At 47.4% G+C, this 15,687-nt stretch carries 14 protein-coding genes; 2 read left to right on the top strand and 12 right to left on the bottom strand.

What is annotated here, in order from left to right; genetic code table 11:
• Positions 1–19: 19 nt before the first annotated feature.
• The 5 genes from H9659_RS10170 to H9659_RS10190 form a co-directional block, all read right to left on the bottom strand.
• Positions 20–1,126 (bottom strand): NAD/NADP-dependent octopine/nopaline dehydrogenase family protein, encoded by a 1,107-nt coding sequence (locus H9659_RS10170; protein ID WP_191690109.1) that lies wholly within the window; start codon positions 1,124–1,126, stop codon positions 20–22.
• A 315-nt stretch (positions 1,127–1,441) separates the two neighbouring features.
• Positions 1,442–2,641, bottom strand: coding sequence for an acyl-CoA dehydrogenase family protein (locus H9659_RS10175; RefSeq protein WP_191690111.1), 1,200 nt, complete (start codon positions 2,639–2,641; stop codon positions 1,442–1,444).
• Between the two features lie 26 nt (positions 2,642–2,667).
• The gene (locus H9659_RS10180) at positions 2,668–3,834 is read right to left on the bottom strand and encodes a saccharopine dehydrogenase family protein (protein ID WP_191690114.1); all 1,167 of its coding nucleotides are present in this window, start codon (positions 3,832–3,834) and stop codon (positions 2,668–2,670) included.
• A 15-nt stretch (positions 3,835–3,849) separates the two neighbouring features.
• Positions 3,850–5,328 carry an aldehyde dehydrogenase family protein gene (locus H9659_RS10185; RefSeq protein WP_191690116.1) on the bottom strand — a complete coding sequence of 493 codons (1,479 nt, stop codon included), beginning with the start codon at positions 5,326–5,328 and terminating at the stop codon, positions 3,850–3,852.
• Between the two features lie 703 nt (positions 5,329–6,031).
• Positions 6,032–7,573 carry a DHA2 family efflux MFS transporter permease subunit gene (locus H9659_RS10190; RefSeq protein ID WP_191690118.1) on the bottom strand — a complete coding sequence of 514 codons (1,542 nt, stop codon included), beginning with the start codon at positions 7,571–7,573 and terminating at the stop codon, positions 6,032–6,034.
• A 174-nt stretch (positions 7,574–7,747) separates the two neighbouring features.
• Here H9659_RS10190 and H9659_RS10195 point away from each other — a divergent pair, with 174 nt between their 5' ends.
• Together H9659_RS10195 and H9659_RS10200 are read left to right on the top strand one after the other, a co-directional pair.
• Positions 7,748–8,656 carry a TetR/AcrR family transcriptional regulator gene (locus tag H9659_RS10195; protein ID WP_191690120.1) on the top strand — a complete coding sequence of 303 codons (909 nt, stop codon included), beginning with the start codon at positions 7,748–7,750 and terminating at the stop codon, positions 8,654–8,656.
• 62 nt (positions 8,657–8,718) lie between these two features.
• Positions 8,719–9,513 (top strand): TIGR00266 family protein, encoded by a 795-nt coding sequence (locus H9659_RS10200; protein ID WP_191690122.1) that lies wholly within the window; start codon positions 8,719–8,721, stop codon positions 9,511–9,513.
• Between the two features lie 288 nt (positions 9,514–9,801).
• Here the strand turns inward: H9659_RS10200 and H9659_RS10205 are convergent, their stop codons facing one another.
• Genes H9659_RS10205 through H9659_RS10235 form a run of 7 tightly spaced genes read right to left on the bottom strand, consistent with a single transcriptional unit; the run spans position 9,802 to position 15,668 of the window.
• A complete protein-coding gene (locus tag H9659_RS10205) occupies positions 9,802–11,625 on the bottom strand; it encodes an SEC-C metal-binding domain-containing protein (protein ID WP_191690124.1) in 1,824 nt (607 codons plus the stop codon).
• A gap of 37 nt (positions 11,626–11,662) precedes the next feature.
• Positions 11,663–12,679: a GTP 3',8-cyclase MoaA gene (moaA, locus tag H9659_RS10210; RefSeq protein ID WP_191690126.1), complete on the bottom strand. Its 1,017-nt coding sequence runs from the start codon at positions 12,677–12,679 to the stop codon at positions 11,663–11,665.
• A 4-nt stretch (positions 12,680–12,683) separates the two neighbouring features.
• Positions 12,684–13,238 carry a molybdenum cofactor guanylyltransferase gene (gene mobA, locus H9659_RS10215; RefSeq protein ID WP_191690128.1) on the bottom strand — a complete coding sequence of 185 codons (555 nt, stop codon included), beginning with the start codon at positions 13,236–13,238 and terminating at the stop codon, positions 12,684–12,686.
• Positions 13,239–13,242: 4 nt separating this feature from the next.
• Complete coding sequence (gene moaD / locus H9659_RS10220; protein WP_191690130.1) at positions 13,243–13,476, bottom strand: molybdopterin converting factor subunit 1; 234 nt, start codon at positions 13,474–13,476, stop codon at positions 13,243–13,245.
• A complete protein-coding gene (locus H9659_RS10225; protein WP_191690132.1) occupies positions 13,473–13,919 on the bottom strand; it encodes a molybdenum cofactor biosynthesis protein MoaE in 447 nt (148 codons plus the stop codon). The genes moaD and H9659_RS10225 overlap by 4 nt, the downstream gene beginning before the upstream one ends.
• Positions 13,906–14,415 (bottom strand): molybdopterin-guanine dinucleotide biosynthesis protein B, encoded by a 510-nt coding sequence (mobB, locus tag H9659_RS10230; protein ID WP_191690134.1) that lies wholly within the window; start codon positions 14,413–14,415, stop codon positions 13,906–13,908. The genes H9659_RS10225 and mobB overlap by 14 nt, the downstream gene beginning before the upstream one ends.
• Positions 14,412–15,668, bottom strand: coding sequence for a molybdopterin molybdotransferase MoeA (locus tag H9659_RS10235; RefSeq protein ID WP_191690136.1), 1,257 nt, complete (start codon positions 15,666–15,668; stop codon positions 14,412–14,414). Before H9659_RS10235 ends, mobB begins: the two co-directional genes overlap by 4 nt.
• Positions 15,669–15,687 lie beyond the last annotated feature (19 nt).

Here is a 15,687-nt window from a genome sequence, read left to right on the forward strand (position 1 = left end):
GACCTCCGTTATTCTTGTTCTATTCAATTTGAGATTTCTTATTAGGACTGATGGATGACAATAATTCCTCGGCATTTTCAAATCCTAGTTCTTCTACTGTGCGCGCATCTCGGAAGTAATCGTCTCCAACCATTGTACCTGCGAGGGTGATGATGGAATCGGCTACAGGCGTTGGCAGTCCGAGGTGCTTTCCAAGTGAGTGAAGGAGACCGAGACCCATGGGGACGTCTTCAGTAATATAGCGGTTGTTGACCGATTTTGTATGCAAGTCCTTAACACTGTCCGCATAGATGGCAAATGCTTCGTCATCTGATTGGTTTTCAGGGTTAGTGAATGTACGTACTTTGAACTCTTCAATATAGGATCGGCGTTTGGAGCCGATTTTTTCGAGCATATCCATTTTTTCCTGATCCAACTCGTTTGCCACTTTCCATGTGGATGGAGTGAACCCTTCCGTATACATCGAAAACTGGCCTTCAGAGTTCTCGATATATGCTGCGTTCAGCGCAATCCCGACTGTATGCATAATGAGATTCGGGTTATGGAGGGCGACTTCCGCAATGGTCTCACGCGGGATGCAGTTGCCAAGAACGGGTCTTAGCGTATGACATGCCTCTTGAACACGATCTGCCGGGAGTGACGCAATGGGATGTCCATAGTTCTCTGAATACAGAGTGACCTCACCGGGATTTGTGATCCTACAGCTATATGGCAACGTTTCACCTTCAACGAACAGCGGGGCGTCTTCCGTTCTGCCGATTCGTTTTAATTCGTTCAAAAAGTACAAGCTGCCGAGATAGCCCGGACAAATGTAGACGGTTTGGTGCTTGTGCAAGTGTGGAGCTAAAGCGCTCGCGAGGGACTTGTGGTAATTCGAGACGTAATAGATGAGGATAATGTCTGCTTGTGGAATAACTTCTGCAGGATTTCGTGTCACAGCATGAAGCAAAACGGTTTGTTGTTCATCACCCTCTTTCAATGTGATGCACTTCGTTTCTTCCAATTTGGCAAAATGCTCGTTTGGCTGATTGCTGAGCTTCAACATACTGACTTGGTGGCCATCTCGCGCTAGACAAGCAGCCGCGGTAGAACCTCCGTGTCCTGAACCGACAATCGTAATATTCAATTGTATTTCCCCTTTCTTATGAAATCTTTCACAATATAATGCGAAAAATGTTGAATTCTTCCAACTACTTTATGTTATCATAGTTTCCACCAAAAAACTATTTTATTGGATTTATCAGAATAAAATAGTTAGAACTTACGTGGAAAAGTCCCGATAACCTGTTAAGGCTTCGAGACTTTCTGCTGTGATTTCGAAAGGTTCTCCCAATATCGCGGATTTGGTATCTACAGCAATGGATGTAACAGACGCATAACAAGGCTTCATCCAAATTTGATTTTACGGTTTTGTGTATTGTTCTTATTGGGAATGTGAAAGTTACACGATTTCTTCGAATGGCCAGGACGGCAACATATTGTTGAGAGGCTTGTCTTGCCGATACCCAAGCACATACTCGGCTTGCATGATCGTATGGATTTCCCGTGTTCCTTCATAGATAACCGGGGCCTTCGAGTTACGCAAAAACCGTGCGACCGGATAATCGTCCGAATATCCATATGCGCCGTGGATTTGAAAGGCATCGTCTGCAGCTTGGTTGGCAAAATCACACGCCTGCCATTTTGCTAGTGACGTTTCGCGTGTATTACGCAGCCCGGCGTTTTTCAATTCACCCGCACGGTAAACGAGCAGGCGACTCATTTGATAGCCCGCTTCCATCCGTGCAATCATTTGCTGCACGAGCTGATGCTGACCGATTGGCTTTCCAAATGTAGTACGCTCTTCACAATAAGCGACACTCGCTTCCATACAAGCTTGGATCAGACCAACAGCACCAGCCGCTACTGTGAAACGTCCGTTATCGAGCGCAGACATCGCGATTTTGAACCCTTCACCTTCTTCCCCTAACAAGTTGGCTGCAGGAACGCGGACGTCTTCAAAAAACAATTCGCCCGTGTTGCCCGCCTTGATGCCATATTTGTTTTTGATGGCTTTGGATGAAAACCCGGGCATTGTACGTTCGACGATGAACGCAGAAATCCCATGATGTTTTTTCGATTTATCCGTATAAGCAAAGATGAGGAAGTGATCTGCACGATCACATAGTGAAATCCACGTTTTCTGCCCATTCAGCACATACTCATCGCCTTCAAGAACAGCGGTTGAAGCCATCGCTGCAACGTCTGATCCCGCACCAGGCTCCGTCAATCCGAATGCGCCGACTTTCTCGCCTGTTGCTTGCGGGGTCAAATACTTTTGCTTCTGTTCTTCCGTTCCCCATTGCAGGAGTGTCAATGAATTCAGACCCGTATGGACAGATACCGCGGTTCGGAACGCGGTATCCCCGCGTTCCAGTTCTTCACACAAAATGGCAAGAGCGTTATAATCCATACCGCTGCCGCCATAGATTTCCGGAATACACGTCCCCATGAACCCGAGGTCTGCGAGTTCTTTCCAGACTTTGGGATCGAAACCGCCTTCTGCATCCCATTTCGCGATATTCGGAAGGATTCGATCATCGACGTATCGTCTTACCGTTTTACGAAGCAGTAACTGTTCTTCCGTAAAATTGAAATCCATCTCTGTTCCTCCTCGCATCCAGCGGATTAGAGGGCAGCTTCACCAGTGTGTACGTCTTCTGTAATGTGAACTCCCCGTTTGCCCATCTCTTCTATATATAGATCTCCCGGAACAATCAATTCCGGCGGATAAACTCCACGTTTTGTAATCGTGCCGCTGCCGATCATCTGAGCGACAACGGATATTGTATTCGCAGTCGCGAGCGCCATTGCGGTTTCGTTCATATCCGTATCTTTGGTCACGGTCATGTTGTACTCAAAAGTTGCAGGCATGCCGGAAGCCTCGCCATTTACAAGGACACGGAGCAATACGGCATCTTTTTTGTCACCGAGCAGCATTTGAGGTGTGAGGTGTTCACGCATGACGTCACGGACGCGTAGTGGCTTGCCATCGACTTGGATGGTTGATTCACGCGACAATAAGCCGAGGTCTACGAGCAATTGGAACTTTTCAGCGTGTCCAGGATAACGCAATGTTTTATACTCAAGCGTTTGAACATCGGGGAACGATTCTATAAGTGTGGAAGTTCCACCTGATGTATGGAACGCTTCCATGTCACCGAATTCATCGAAATGAACCGTCTCAATTTCTGATAACGACGGCAATTCCAGAATTTCCCCGCCTCGGATGACACGAGAAGTATCGGTATAATGGTCAAAGACCCCTTCCAATGAAAATACGATGTTATAGTTAAGCGGAGGATCGGGATTGACGGGCACGCCGCCTACAAACAAGCGGATGGACTCGACCTTATCCAATTTATCCGCTCCGAGGCCAGTTAGGATGTTGATCATCCCGGGGGCGACACCGAGGTCCGGGATGACCGTGACGTTGCGCGCTTCTGCTTGTTCTTTCATTTGAAGGACAGCATCCGTCGCTCCGCCGATATGACCTCCGAGATCCACACAGTGAACGCCCGCTTCGATTGCCAGTTTTGCAACCTGCTCATTGAATGTGTAGAACAGTGCATTGATGACGACGTCACCGAGCGCAATGACTTCACTCAGTTGCAATTCGTTACGAGCATCCAGTACTAAGATGCTGAGTTTGTCGGACAAGAGCTCATCTGCAAAATTCTCCGCTTTTCGAACGTCTTGATCCGCCAAATAGACAGCTGTCACCCCGTCACTTTTCACCAAATCCCGAACGGCTTCTTTCCCCATTAACCCTGCACCTAATACGACGACTTTCATCCAATCAGCCTCCTTTTAGTTGTTATCGATCTGTGCCCGCTGAAGCTTACCGCTGAAATCTACGTAAATGCTCTTCCACTCCGTGAATACGTCGAGCGCCGCAACACCTGAGTCTCTGTGACCATTGCCCGTTCCTTTTGTTCCGCCGAATGGCAAGTGGATTTCCGCACCAGTTGTTCCGGCGTTTACGTAAACGATCCCTGTGTCAAGATCTCGTTGTGCTTGGAAAATCCTGTTGACGTCTCTTGAGAAAATCGAGCTGGATAAGCCATACACCACACTGTTGTTCACTTCAATCGCTTCTTCTAAACTGCTGATTTCTATCAACGAAATGACAGGTCCGAAGATTTCTTCCTGCGCAAGCCGGCTATCCGGTGCAACGTCTGTGAAGAGGGTCGGTTCAAAGTAATGCCCGCCTGTATAATGGCCTTCCGTCAATGTGTTTCCGCCTGCTAGCAGTTTCGCGCCTTCTTCTTTACCGACATTGACGTAATAACTAATTTTCTCGAGTGCTTTTGCATTAATGACAGGTCCGATTTTGTTCGATTCGTCCGCCCCATCTCCAATCGTCAGGTCTTTCATCGCTTCCAGCAACTTTTGCTCAAGTTCCTGCTTTATATCCCTATGCGCAATGACTCGGCTGCATGCAGTGCAACGCTGCCCGGCTGTACCGAATGCGCTCCAAAGAATGCCTTCAACGGCGAGGTCTATGTCCGCGTCGTCCATGACGATAATGGCGTTTTTGCCCCCCATTTCAAGCGAGACTTTTTTCAAATGACGTCCGCCCAGTTCCGCAACACGGCGTCCTGTTTCCGTCGATCCGGTGAATGAGACAACACGGACATCCGGATGCTCGATCAGCGCAGTCCCGACGGTGCCGCCGCTTCCGAATACGACGTTTGCCACACCTGCAGGTAAACCGGCTTCTTCAAAGATGAGTGCCATTTCATACGCCATCATCGGCGTTTCCGTCGCAGGTTTCCAGATGAATGTATTGCCCGCCACAATCGCCGGAAACGATTTCCACGTTGCGATGGCGACAGGGAAGTTCCATGGTGTGATTAACCCGACAACGCCGATTGGTGCTCGAACGCTCATCGCGAATTTGTTATCGAGTTCAGAGGGAACGGTTTCACCGAAGAGACGGCGGCCCTCACCTGCCATGTAATAGGCCATGTCGATACCTTCTTGGACTTCACCACGCGCTTCTTCTATGACTTTCCCCATTTCTTTTGTAAGCACATGGGAAAGATGCTCTTTCTTTTCAATCATGATTCGCCCGATTTCATACAAATAATCTGCCCGTTTCGGTGCGGGTACCCGGGCCCATTTCTTTTGCGCCGCTTTCGCTGCAGCGACCGCTTCGCTGACGTCCTCCGCTGTTGACAGGCGAACGTCCGCTAACGTTTTTCCGTTCGCTGGGTTTTTCACTGCTGTATAGTCCGCTCCTGTCTCGTTTCCCCATTGTCCATTGATGTAATTGTTCAGTTTCATTAGTGCATTCCCCTCTCCAGATAGATCGATAGATTTGTAAGCCCTTTCATACTCTATTCGACAGTAGTTTACGATTTCCTTTCATTAGATACGTGGAGAATTTGATTGGTTGCATTTGAGGATGATCGTTTTATTGTGGTTATGATCACTTTCCACGGTTTATGAGCGCTTTCCTGTGGTTATGATCACTTTCCACGGTTTATGAGCGTTTTCCTGCGGTTATGATCACTTTCCTCAGTTTATGAGCGTTTTCCTGCGGTTATGATCACTTTCCTCAGTTTATGAGCGCTTTCCTGTGGTTATGATCACTTTCCACGGTTTATGAGCGCTTTCCTGCGGTTATGATCACTTTCCTCAGTTTATGAGCGCTTTCCTGCGGTTATGATCACTTTCCACGGTTTATGAGCGCTTCATCAGATTTATGAACAATTTCCTGAGATAGGAGCGATTACTAAGCTTTTATTTTGTCTCTTGATTGACTAAGCTCCTGACAAATGGGAATCTGGGTGATATCTTTTAGTCCACCCCAAGCCTATGCATGAAATGGTCACTAAAAATAAGCGCAGCGCTACCAATCAATCTTTTAACCTTGCTGAAGGATATCTAGTTGCTACTTAACTCTATGGAGAAGGAAAACCCGAATGAATGGATTCCAAACAAAAAGCCCTTCATCGGAAATTCCATTCCAATGAAGGGCTTGTAATTATACGTTATCGCTATTCGTTTTTGTTTCCGCTGGCATCACCGGATTCATCGGATTTTCTAATTTAGGAGGAAGTACGCGTCTTATGAACAACGTCAAGACGAGTGCTACGCCAGCAATGATAGTTGAGATGAAGAACGCATGGTTAATGCCGTCGAGCTGAGCTTGTTGGGCGACTTGCACTTTGAATTCCGCCAAACCTGATGCGTCTGTCGGCAGTTTTCCAGACGTTGCTGCGTTTGCAGCAATCTCTGCTCCTGTCGATTCTGCCCGTTTTGTCATGAGTGTCAAGAGAATGGCAGATCCGATTGCACCTGAAACTTGTTGTACGGTGCTGTTCATGGCAGTACCATGTGGGTTTGACACCATCGGCAACTGGTTCATACCGTTCGTCATGATCGGCATGGTCACCATGGATAGTCCGAACATCCGGGCAGTGTAGATCGCCATAAGTTCAAAATAGCCTGTATCCATCGTCAGCTGGCTCAGCATATACGTTGTGAGCATCGTGATTGTTAACCCTGTAATCGCGAGTCCTTTTGGTCCATATTTATCGAACAGCTTACCTGTAATCGGTGACATGATTCCCATCAGGACAGCACCCGGCAGCATGAGCAAACCTGAGTCAAGCGGTGAAATGTGACGGACGCTCTGTACATAGAGCGGTGTCAAAATCATTCCTGAGAACATAGCTACGGATACGACAACCGATATGATCGAGGACAGCGCGAACATCGGGTGCTTGTAGATTTTGAAGTCGAGCATTGGATCTTTTTTTCTGAGCTGTCTTGTGACGAAAAGAACAAGTCCAATCGCACCTATAATAATCGTTCCATAGACTTCAATGGCAGTCCAGCCTTTACTCCCTGCGGAACTGAATCCATACAACAATCCACCAAATCCGATACTTGAAAGTACGATAGAGAAGACATCGACTTTGACTGGCTTATTCGGTGTAATGTTGTGCAGTTTGAAGAACGCATACACCATCGTGAATAATGCAATCGGTAAAACGATGATGAACAACGCTCGCCAAGAGTAGTGCTCCACGACGAATCCGGATAGTGTCGGTCCAATCGCTGGAGCTGTAAACATGACGAGTCCAAAATAACCAAGTGCCTGCCCGCGTTTTTCAATAGGAAACGCAACGAGCATGACATTCATTAGAAGTGGCATTAGAAGCGCTGCACCGGAAGCTTGAATCATCCGTGCCGCTACTAATAACGAGAAACTCGGTGTAACAATCGCCAAAAATGTTCCTGCTGAAAACAGCGCCATTGCTGTTAAAAACAGCTGTCGGTTTTTAAATTTAAGAATGAAAAAAGCGCTGGCTGGCATCATAATACCGCCGACAAGCATGTAGCCCGTCGTAAGCCATTGCACCTGGGAAGGGGTGATCTTAAATTCGTCCATAATTGTTGGGAGTGCAATATTAAGCAATGTATTGTTCAAGATCGCAACAAAAGCCCCGATGAATAAAATCGCGATTATGCCGTATGGCGGCTTATCTTGCATCTTCTTAATGTGTTCATTAGTTTCCATCCAGCAATACCTCCATTTCCTTATTTAGTTCGAACCTCGAAAAACATCATGAAGAACATTTTATACTCACAGTCCAAAAAAATCAACAAAAAAATCTCGATGTTTGAATTCCGTTGATAAATAGAGGTTTCGGGAGTAGACTGTCAGTATACTAACATACAAAAAGGTGATGTGATGAACGAGCGGAAACTGAAAGTCATTCTAGCTGCTCAGCAAGTGTTTCAAGAAAAAGGGATCGTTGCAACTTCTGTTCAGGATATTTTGACCGCCGCAGGAATTTCCAAAGGCACGTTTTACAATTATTTCAGTTCGAAAAATGAATGCCTGCTGTCCATACTCGAAATGGCAAACGAGGAGTCGATCACTAGACGCCGAAAATTGCTACTTGGACAAGACCGAACCGATAAGACGATTTTCGCTTTGCAGATTGTCACTCGCGCCCATGTAGACCGGGAACGGAACTTACTTCCTATCTATGAAGCGGTTTTCTTTTCGAAAGATGACGAAATGAGAACCTTCGTCAAAAAACAATATTTATCTGAAATCTCCTGGCTATCAGGACGGTTGCTAGAAGTCTACGGTCCCGACTCTGAACCTTATAATGCGGATGGTGCCGTTATGCTCGTCGGTATGATGCAACATATCCATCATTTTGTGAAAATTGGCGGAAGAGAAAAGGATTCTTTCAATTACGACCAACTCGTGCCTTTTGCAATACGCCGTCTCGATGATATCATGGCAGGCATGATGGCGAGTGGTGATAAGTTACTGGGCAAAGCGCTTCTTGACAAGTTAACGTACAATGACAATGAAGATACAAAAGAAGTGTTAATGAAAAAACTGCGGGACATTCTTACTCGTTTTGAAAAAGATCGGGAAGACAAAGGAATTGAATATGTGACGTTTCTATTGGAAGAGCTCGTTACTGGAAATAGTGGTCCTACCATTCTGGAATCCGTAACCTCCTCGTTCCAGGAACACTTTTCTTCTACACCGTATGCAGATGAAATCACGAAGCTATGTTTCCAAATTAAAGAAGTGAAAGATCTACGAAAAAAAGGCGCGTGCAATACGAATAACTGAAACCTTCCTTTAGGTCCTATCGTATAACTGAGTAATAAATTTGAATTATGGGGGAACCAATCATGAACAATCACGAAATCGACTATAAAATTCACGGCGATGATATGCAGTTTGTAGAAGTTGAGCTAGATCCCCAGGAAACTGTGGTTGCAGAAGCCGGTGCGCTCATGATGATGGAGGACCACATTGAAATGGAAACCATCTTTGGGGATGGTTCAGGCAATGGCGGTGGATTGTTCGGCAAAATCATGGGAGCTGGCAAGCGGGTGTTGACGGGAGAGAGTTTGTTCATGACGACTTTCACGAATACTGGAACCGGAAAGCGCCACGTATCCTTCGCTTCTCCATATCCAGGAAAGATCATTCCGATGGATTTAAGTGAACATAGCGGTAAAATCATTTGCCAGAAGGATGCATTTCTTGCAGCTGCGAAAGGGGTTTCTGTCGGCATCGAGTTCCAACGCAAACTTGGCACAGGATTCTTCGGTGGTGAAGGGTTCATCATGCAGAAATTAGAAGGCGATGGGCTCGCATTCGTCCACGCAGGCGGAACCATCATTGAAAAGAAATTGCAGCCCGGCGAATCGCTGCGCGTAGATACTGGATGTTTAGTTGCGATGACTCACGATATAGATTATTCGATTGAGACTGTGAAAGGTGTCAAAACCGCACTTTTCGGCGGAGAAGGATTGTTCTTCGCAACACTACGCGGACCAGGGACTGTTTGGATCCAATCACTTCCGTTTTCTCGTCTTGCGAGTCGGGTGTTCGCTTCTGCACCTCAAATACCCGGAGGCAGTTCCAAAGGTGAAGGCAGTGTCGCAGGCGGATTGTTTGATTTGTTAGGCGGTAAATGAGTGTTGATGGAAAGGAAAAGCTGCCCGCTAACGCGGACAGCTTTTTTGTGTAATTGTGATTCAGCATTTCGTGGAGTATAGAGCTTATGATCATTTTTTGAGATTTAAGAGCACTTTTCACGCTTTATGAGCACTTACTTAGGTTTATGATCACTTACTTAGGTTTATGATCACTTTCCTCGGTTTATGAGCAAGTCACCCTATTTATGAGCGTTTTGAACTCATTATGAGCACATCCCCAGATTTATGATCACTTCCGCGGTTCATCCGATTATTCGATCTGATCCATTACCTTTTCACGCCACTCGGTCCGTTCAGTAGTAACCAAATATATCGAGCTTCCTCTTTACTTCCCGGTTCAAGACGCTCGTGGCGCGGGTATTCAATTGTTTGGGCACGGAAAGCCATCAAGTGCATGACGTTGCCGTTTGCAGCAGAGGCTTTCTTCAGCATACCGGTCTCTTCATCCGACGCACCGCCTGTTGCTTCGTTTTCCAATTTCCAATCCAAATATAAATAAGTGGCATCGTTTTCTGATCCTCGTTCGTAACGGACCAGTAGTTCTCCTGCTTCCTTGTAACGTTTCGCGTGGATCAAAGAAGCAATCGCTTCATAGCGAGCGCCTTGGTTATCTGTCGTATTCATACGAACGAGGTCCATAAACACATCTGCCGCTTCGCTGAACTCCCCATGCATGAACAAATGAACGCCATATGCAAACGCAGCGCGCATGAACGGCCGGTTCGGGATATTCTGCCATGGGTTTTCTCCTGCTTCAAAACGTTTGCTTGCCTCCTGGATTGCCCGTTCATATAATCCGCTCGCCTTGCCCACGTCTTCAATCGTTTCCGCTTTCAACAAGAGACCATCCGACAAATCCGGTGCAATGGAATATGCCGTTTCAGCCAATTCCCGGCGCTTGTCTTCAGTTTCTGCGCGATATGCTTCATATGCAAGACGTTGAGCACGCCCTTCATCTACACCTGGTCGCCGCTCCGGTTCTACTACTCCAGAAGTCGTCATAGCCGTTTCCCACAACTCCGACTCAGTGGGTCTCGGGTCTGTGCCAATCTCATAGATGGCAGCGGCGGCTGCGTCTCCGTCTTTCATCATCGCATCGTACAACTCTCTCAGCTCTGTTGAGAAATGCCCAACAGCTGCAACGTCTTCTGCAGTTTCAAGCGCAACCTCTGATTTGACGAGCGATAACGACTGACCGATTTGAAGAGTTGCTTGCACAAATGCAGACACGTCCAATTCCTCGTCTTCTTTCACTTCCGTATTCAAAAAGTAGGCAACAGCCAACTTCTGAAGCATTTCACGAACATCAGCAGATTCTTCAGCTGTCGCAAGCTGTTCATCAAGTTGTTTCAATGCGGTCAACTGCACAGGGGCAAGCACATCTTCAATCATTTCGTTCATCGAAGCCATACTTCGTTTTACAAGAAGCTCATAAATTTCAAGTGTATGCTTGCGGATGAACTCTGCAGGCAACTCTTCAGAGGATTTCTCTCGCAATTCGAGCAGAGATTTCTTCGTCTGTTTACTCCATTTTGCTAAAAACAGCATGGAAGATACGGGTGCTACGGCAGTTTCACCGCGTCGGGCATCCGGCAGTACGACACCAAACAGCAGCGTGCCTTCATCAGCAGGCATCCCTTCAATACGAACGAGTTCCATGACATCCCCCGTCACAAGTTGCGTGACTTCCAACGTATTCGGCTTCGCAGCGGTAATTTCACCTAACAGCATGAAAGGCTCTTCCCATTTCATAAGAACCTCCTGTACCGTTCCCCTTGCAGCGGCTGACTGCTGCTTGCGGATATACTCCCGCCATTGCGAATTGTCCTCTATGAATAAATAAAATTCAGAAGCGGCCTCTTCAATGTGTGCCGGTTCCCAGCTCCCGCGCAGTTTTTCAGCCCACTGGTGCATAAGGTGCATCATGGACTCCCGGGCAGCGCCAGTTGGATATGTATCAAAAAATTGAATCAGAATACGGTCGAGCTCTTCATTGACGACCGCACTTAGTAAATCATCGCCGACTTTCCCACAGCACTTTTTATACTTTTTCCCACTGCCGCATGGGCATGGTTCGTTTCTTCCTGTCATGTTGTGAATCCCCCTGACTATTCAGGGGAGCTGTTGGTCAGCCCCCGATATAACTCATATTGATCTTTTTATTTTTGCGATTTTTCACAGTCTGTTCCGTGCGTTCATCCGAATAACGATCTGCACGGTTTTCCCATACACCTGTAATCGCCATCGCGAGTTCTTCATCAGTTGCTCCGTCTCGAATGAGTGCCCGGACGTCGAATCCTTCTGATGCAAACAAACACGTAAACAACTTCCCTTCTGAAGAAAGGCGAGCGCGTGTGCAGGTGGAACAGAAAGACTCGGAAACCGATGTTATGAAACCGACCTCTGCCTCATTATCCTCATAACGCCAGCGTTTCGCGACTTCTCCGTAGTATTCTTCCTCCACAGGTACAAGCATGTGCACAGCTTGCAGACGTTCCAATATTTCTTTCTTCGTCACGACCTTGTCGAAACTCCAGCCGTTATCATTGCCCACGTCCATGAATTCAATGAAACGCAACGTGATGCCGCGCTCTTTGAAGTGCTGAGCCATAGGCAAAATTTCTTGCTCATTGGTCCCTTTTTTCACAACCATATTCATTTTTATTGTAAATCCTAAAGCGTGCGCCTTATCGATATTTTTAAGGACGACTTCAGGCTTCACTCCCCGACCGTTCATCTCCCCGAATAGTTCAGGATCGAGTGCATCCAGACTTATATTCAATCGACGTAATCCCGCTGCGTATAAGGGTTCTGCGTACTGACCGAGCAAAACGGCGTTTGTTGTAAGTCCGATATCTTTAATGCCTTCGATTTTCATGAGTTTTCCCACAAGCTCCGGGAGTCCGCGCCTCATCAAAGGTTCGCCTCCTGTTAACCGTAACTTCTTCACACCGAGCTTCGCAAAGAGCTGCGCGAGTCGTTCAATTTCTTCGAAAGACAATAACTCATCTTTCGGGAGGAAAACGTAATTATCTCCGAAAATCTCTTTAGGCATGCAATAGGAGCATCTGAAATTGCATCGGTCTGTCACGGATATGCGTAAATCGCGAATGGGACGGCCAAACTTATCTGTTATCGGCTCCATTATTTCATCTCCCTTCAATCTGTCCGGGGCTGTTCACATTGTCAAAAATGGATGGTTTCTCATCCAATAACGCCTGTCCATCCACCCAGTTATCGATCAAAGGACGAACGCTTCGATTCTCCGTCTCGAGCGAAGCACGGATCATCGGTTCCGTCCCCTCGTTCCAGATGGAGAGCAGAGGATGTGGCTTGCCATCCACTTCAATCGCGACGGACATATGACCCGTTCTATAGTTCTGCAGCTCGCGGATGATCGAGTCATCCGCGAAGGGGACATCACATGGAAGCACCGCATACCAGTCGCTTTGGATGGTATGCATGCCTGTTAAAATCCCTGCGAGCGGTCCTTTTTCGGCATACTCCTGCAAATCTGTGACGACATGCAGTCCACTAGGAAACCGGTCAATGTCTTGCGGTCGGGCAACAATGACAATCTCCGTACAATGAGGGGTTAATGCAGCAATCGCGTATTCATAGAAACACTTTCCTCTATACTGTGCAAATGCTTTAGGTGAACCGTACCTTCTCGATTGCCCTCCTGCTAATACGATGCCAATCACGGCTTCACCCCCCGCTGACTGGCGGGATGAACGCGCACTCATCTCCAGAACGAATGATATCTTCCGGAAGCGCATATTCTTCATTCACCGCCACTTGAATATCGTCTTTTCCAAATCCAGGATACGTCTCTTCCGCCCAATCCAATAGCTGTTGCACTGTCAGCTGATCCCGATCCAACGTTTCTTGGCCCTTACCCGTAAGCTCTCGTAGCCTTGCAAAATACTGTACACGAATCATACCGAACCGACTCCTTTGTCAGGATATTTCTTTTGGGCGCCTAACCATTCTTCACCATCTTCCCAAATCTCTTTTTTCCAGATCGGGACGACTTCTTTTATGCGTTCGATTGCGTATTCATTCGCTTCGTAGGCGGCTTTTCGATGCGGGGAAGAAACAGCGATAACAACAGCAATGTCCGATATGTGCAACTCCCCGATGCGATGCGCAATCGCGACTTTGACCCCTGGCCATTTCGTTTCCATTTCCATACCGATTTCAGCAAGCTTTTTTTCCGCCATCGGGACGTACGCTTCGTATGCCAAGTATACAGTCCGTACGCCGTGTGTCCATTCCCGAACGTGTCCTGTAAACAACGTGACTGCACCGGCGCCGGCATGAAGCACGTAATCCGAATATACTTGGGGGTCAATCGGCGTTTCCACGACTTCAAATGGTTTCATGTCCTACCTCCTTGTTCAGCCAATCTATGAACCAACTATCGAGTTGCGCCCCTTCACTTCTATCTTTGATAACTGGATATTCGCCAGAGTCGATTTCCCCAATAACTAGCTGAATTCCTTCGAGTTCTTGCAATGTATCCCAGTCTTCACCACTCCGAATGAGAACAACCTTCTCGCCACGCTCATCCTTATAACCTTCAATCAGCAATACGTCTGGTGAATCGTATGTAACTAGCGCTTTTAATGCACCAAAAGAGGGCTCATTGTTCAATAAAAGCTGAGCATTCCCTCCGCCTGCCACTAATGTCACATCTGCGCCTTTCTCAAAAAAGCGACCCGAATCGGTTTCTACAGAAGGCAACTCAATCCGTCCACGGTGGCCATGATGCTTCAAAACAGCGACCGCAAGCCCTCTCGCATTCAAAACACCAATCCAACGTTCCAGCAGCGTCGTCTTTCCACTGTTTTTATACCCAACAATATGGAGCGTCTTCAAAGCACCCACTCCTCCACACCTTGTTCGGCTCCGATCAGCAACAAGTCCACCTCATCCCCTTTGGAATAGCCCCTTGTACCGCTTGGCAGGACAATCAGACAGTTTCCTCTTGCAATCGATGACACTGCATTGGATTTGTTGAATCCTGCTGGAGCTGCCGTCACACCAATCTCCGTCATTTGCCAAACGGCACGTACGAAACGTGTGAACGGATTCGGTTTCGTGAAATCTTCCGCTAAACGGGCTTTTAAATGCGGCAGATAAGGGGATGTGCTTCCCATCATCGAGAGCAAAGCTGGCCGTGCAAACAACTCAAATCCTGTAAAACAGGCAGAGGGGTTCCCGGAAAGTCCAAACAGGAACTTGTCCCGAAGAACTGCAACTGTTGTCACACTCCCTGGCCGCATGGCAACTTTGTTGAATAACACTTTAGCGCCTAAACGTTCGTATATTGCAGGAAGGTGATCGTAATCTCCTACAGAAACGCCGCCTGTTGTAATGAGTGCATCCGTTTCTTCCAGAGCACGCTTGATCACTTCCGTACATGCGTCCAAGTCGTCCGAAGTGGTTCCGTATGATTGAAACGGGACGCCTAGACGCGCAAGTTGGGCTTTCACCATCGGACCGTTTGAATTGCGGATTTTCCCGGGTATGAGTGCATCCGATACATCCAGCAATTCCGTCCCTGTAGATAAAACCCCGACGACGGGTTGCCGATACACCTTCACTTCTGCATAACCGAATGTCGCTAGTAACGCAATCGTTCCAGCATGTATGAGAGTTCCTGATTCAATAAGTGTTTCCCCTTCGGCAGCATCTTCTCCTTTATAGGAAATGTTTTCTCCAGTTTTAAAAGGTTTTCGGATAGTAAAGCCTTCAGATGTTTCAACAGTTTGCTCAAACATCACGACAGCATCTGCGCCTTCAGGTATTGAAGCCCCTGTCATAATTCTATAGGCCTCATATGGGCCCACCGGTTGTTCGCCTACGTAGCCCGCCCCGATTTCACCAATGACCGTGAACGGCACGCGATTGTCACCTGATGCCCCCTCACTGTCTTCGGCTCGGAATGCAAACCCGTCATAAGGCGACCGATCAAAAGGCGGGACGCTATGACGCGCAACAATCGGTTCAGCTAAAATTCTTCCCATCGATCGTTCCAACGAAATCGATTCTGCACGCAGCGGTTGGACGTGCTCCATTACCCGGGATATTGCTTCGGCTACCGGTATCGGTTTTCTCATCTCCATCAAAAGCACCTGCTTTCTTCTG

The sequence above is a fragment of the Sporosarcina gallistercoris genome, assembly GCF_014836415.1.
GTDB lineage: Bacteria > Bacillota > Bacilli > Bacillales_A > Planococcaceae > Sporosarcina > Sporosarcina gallistercoris.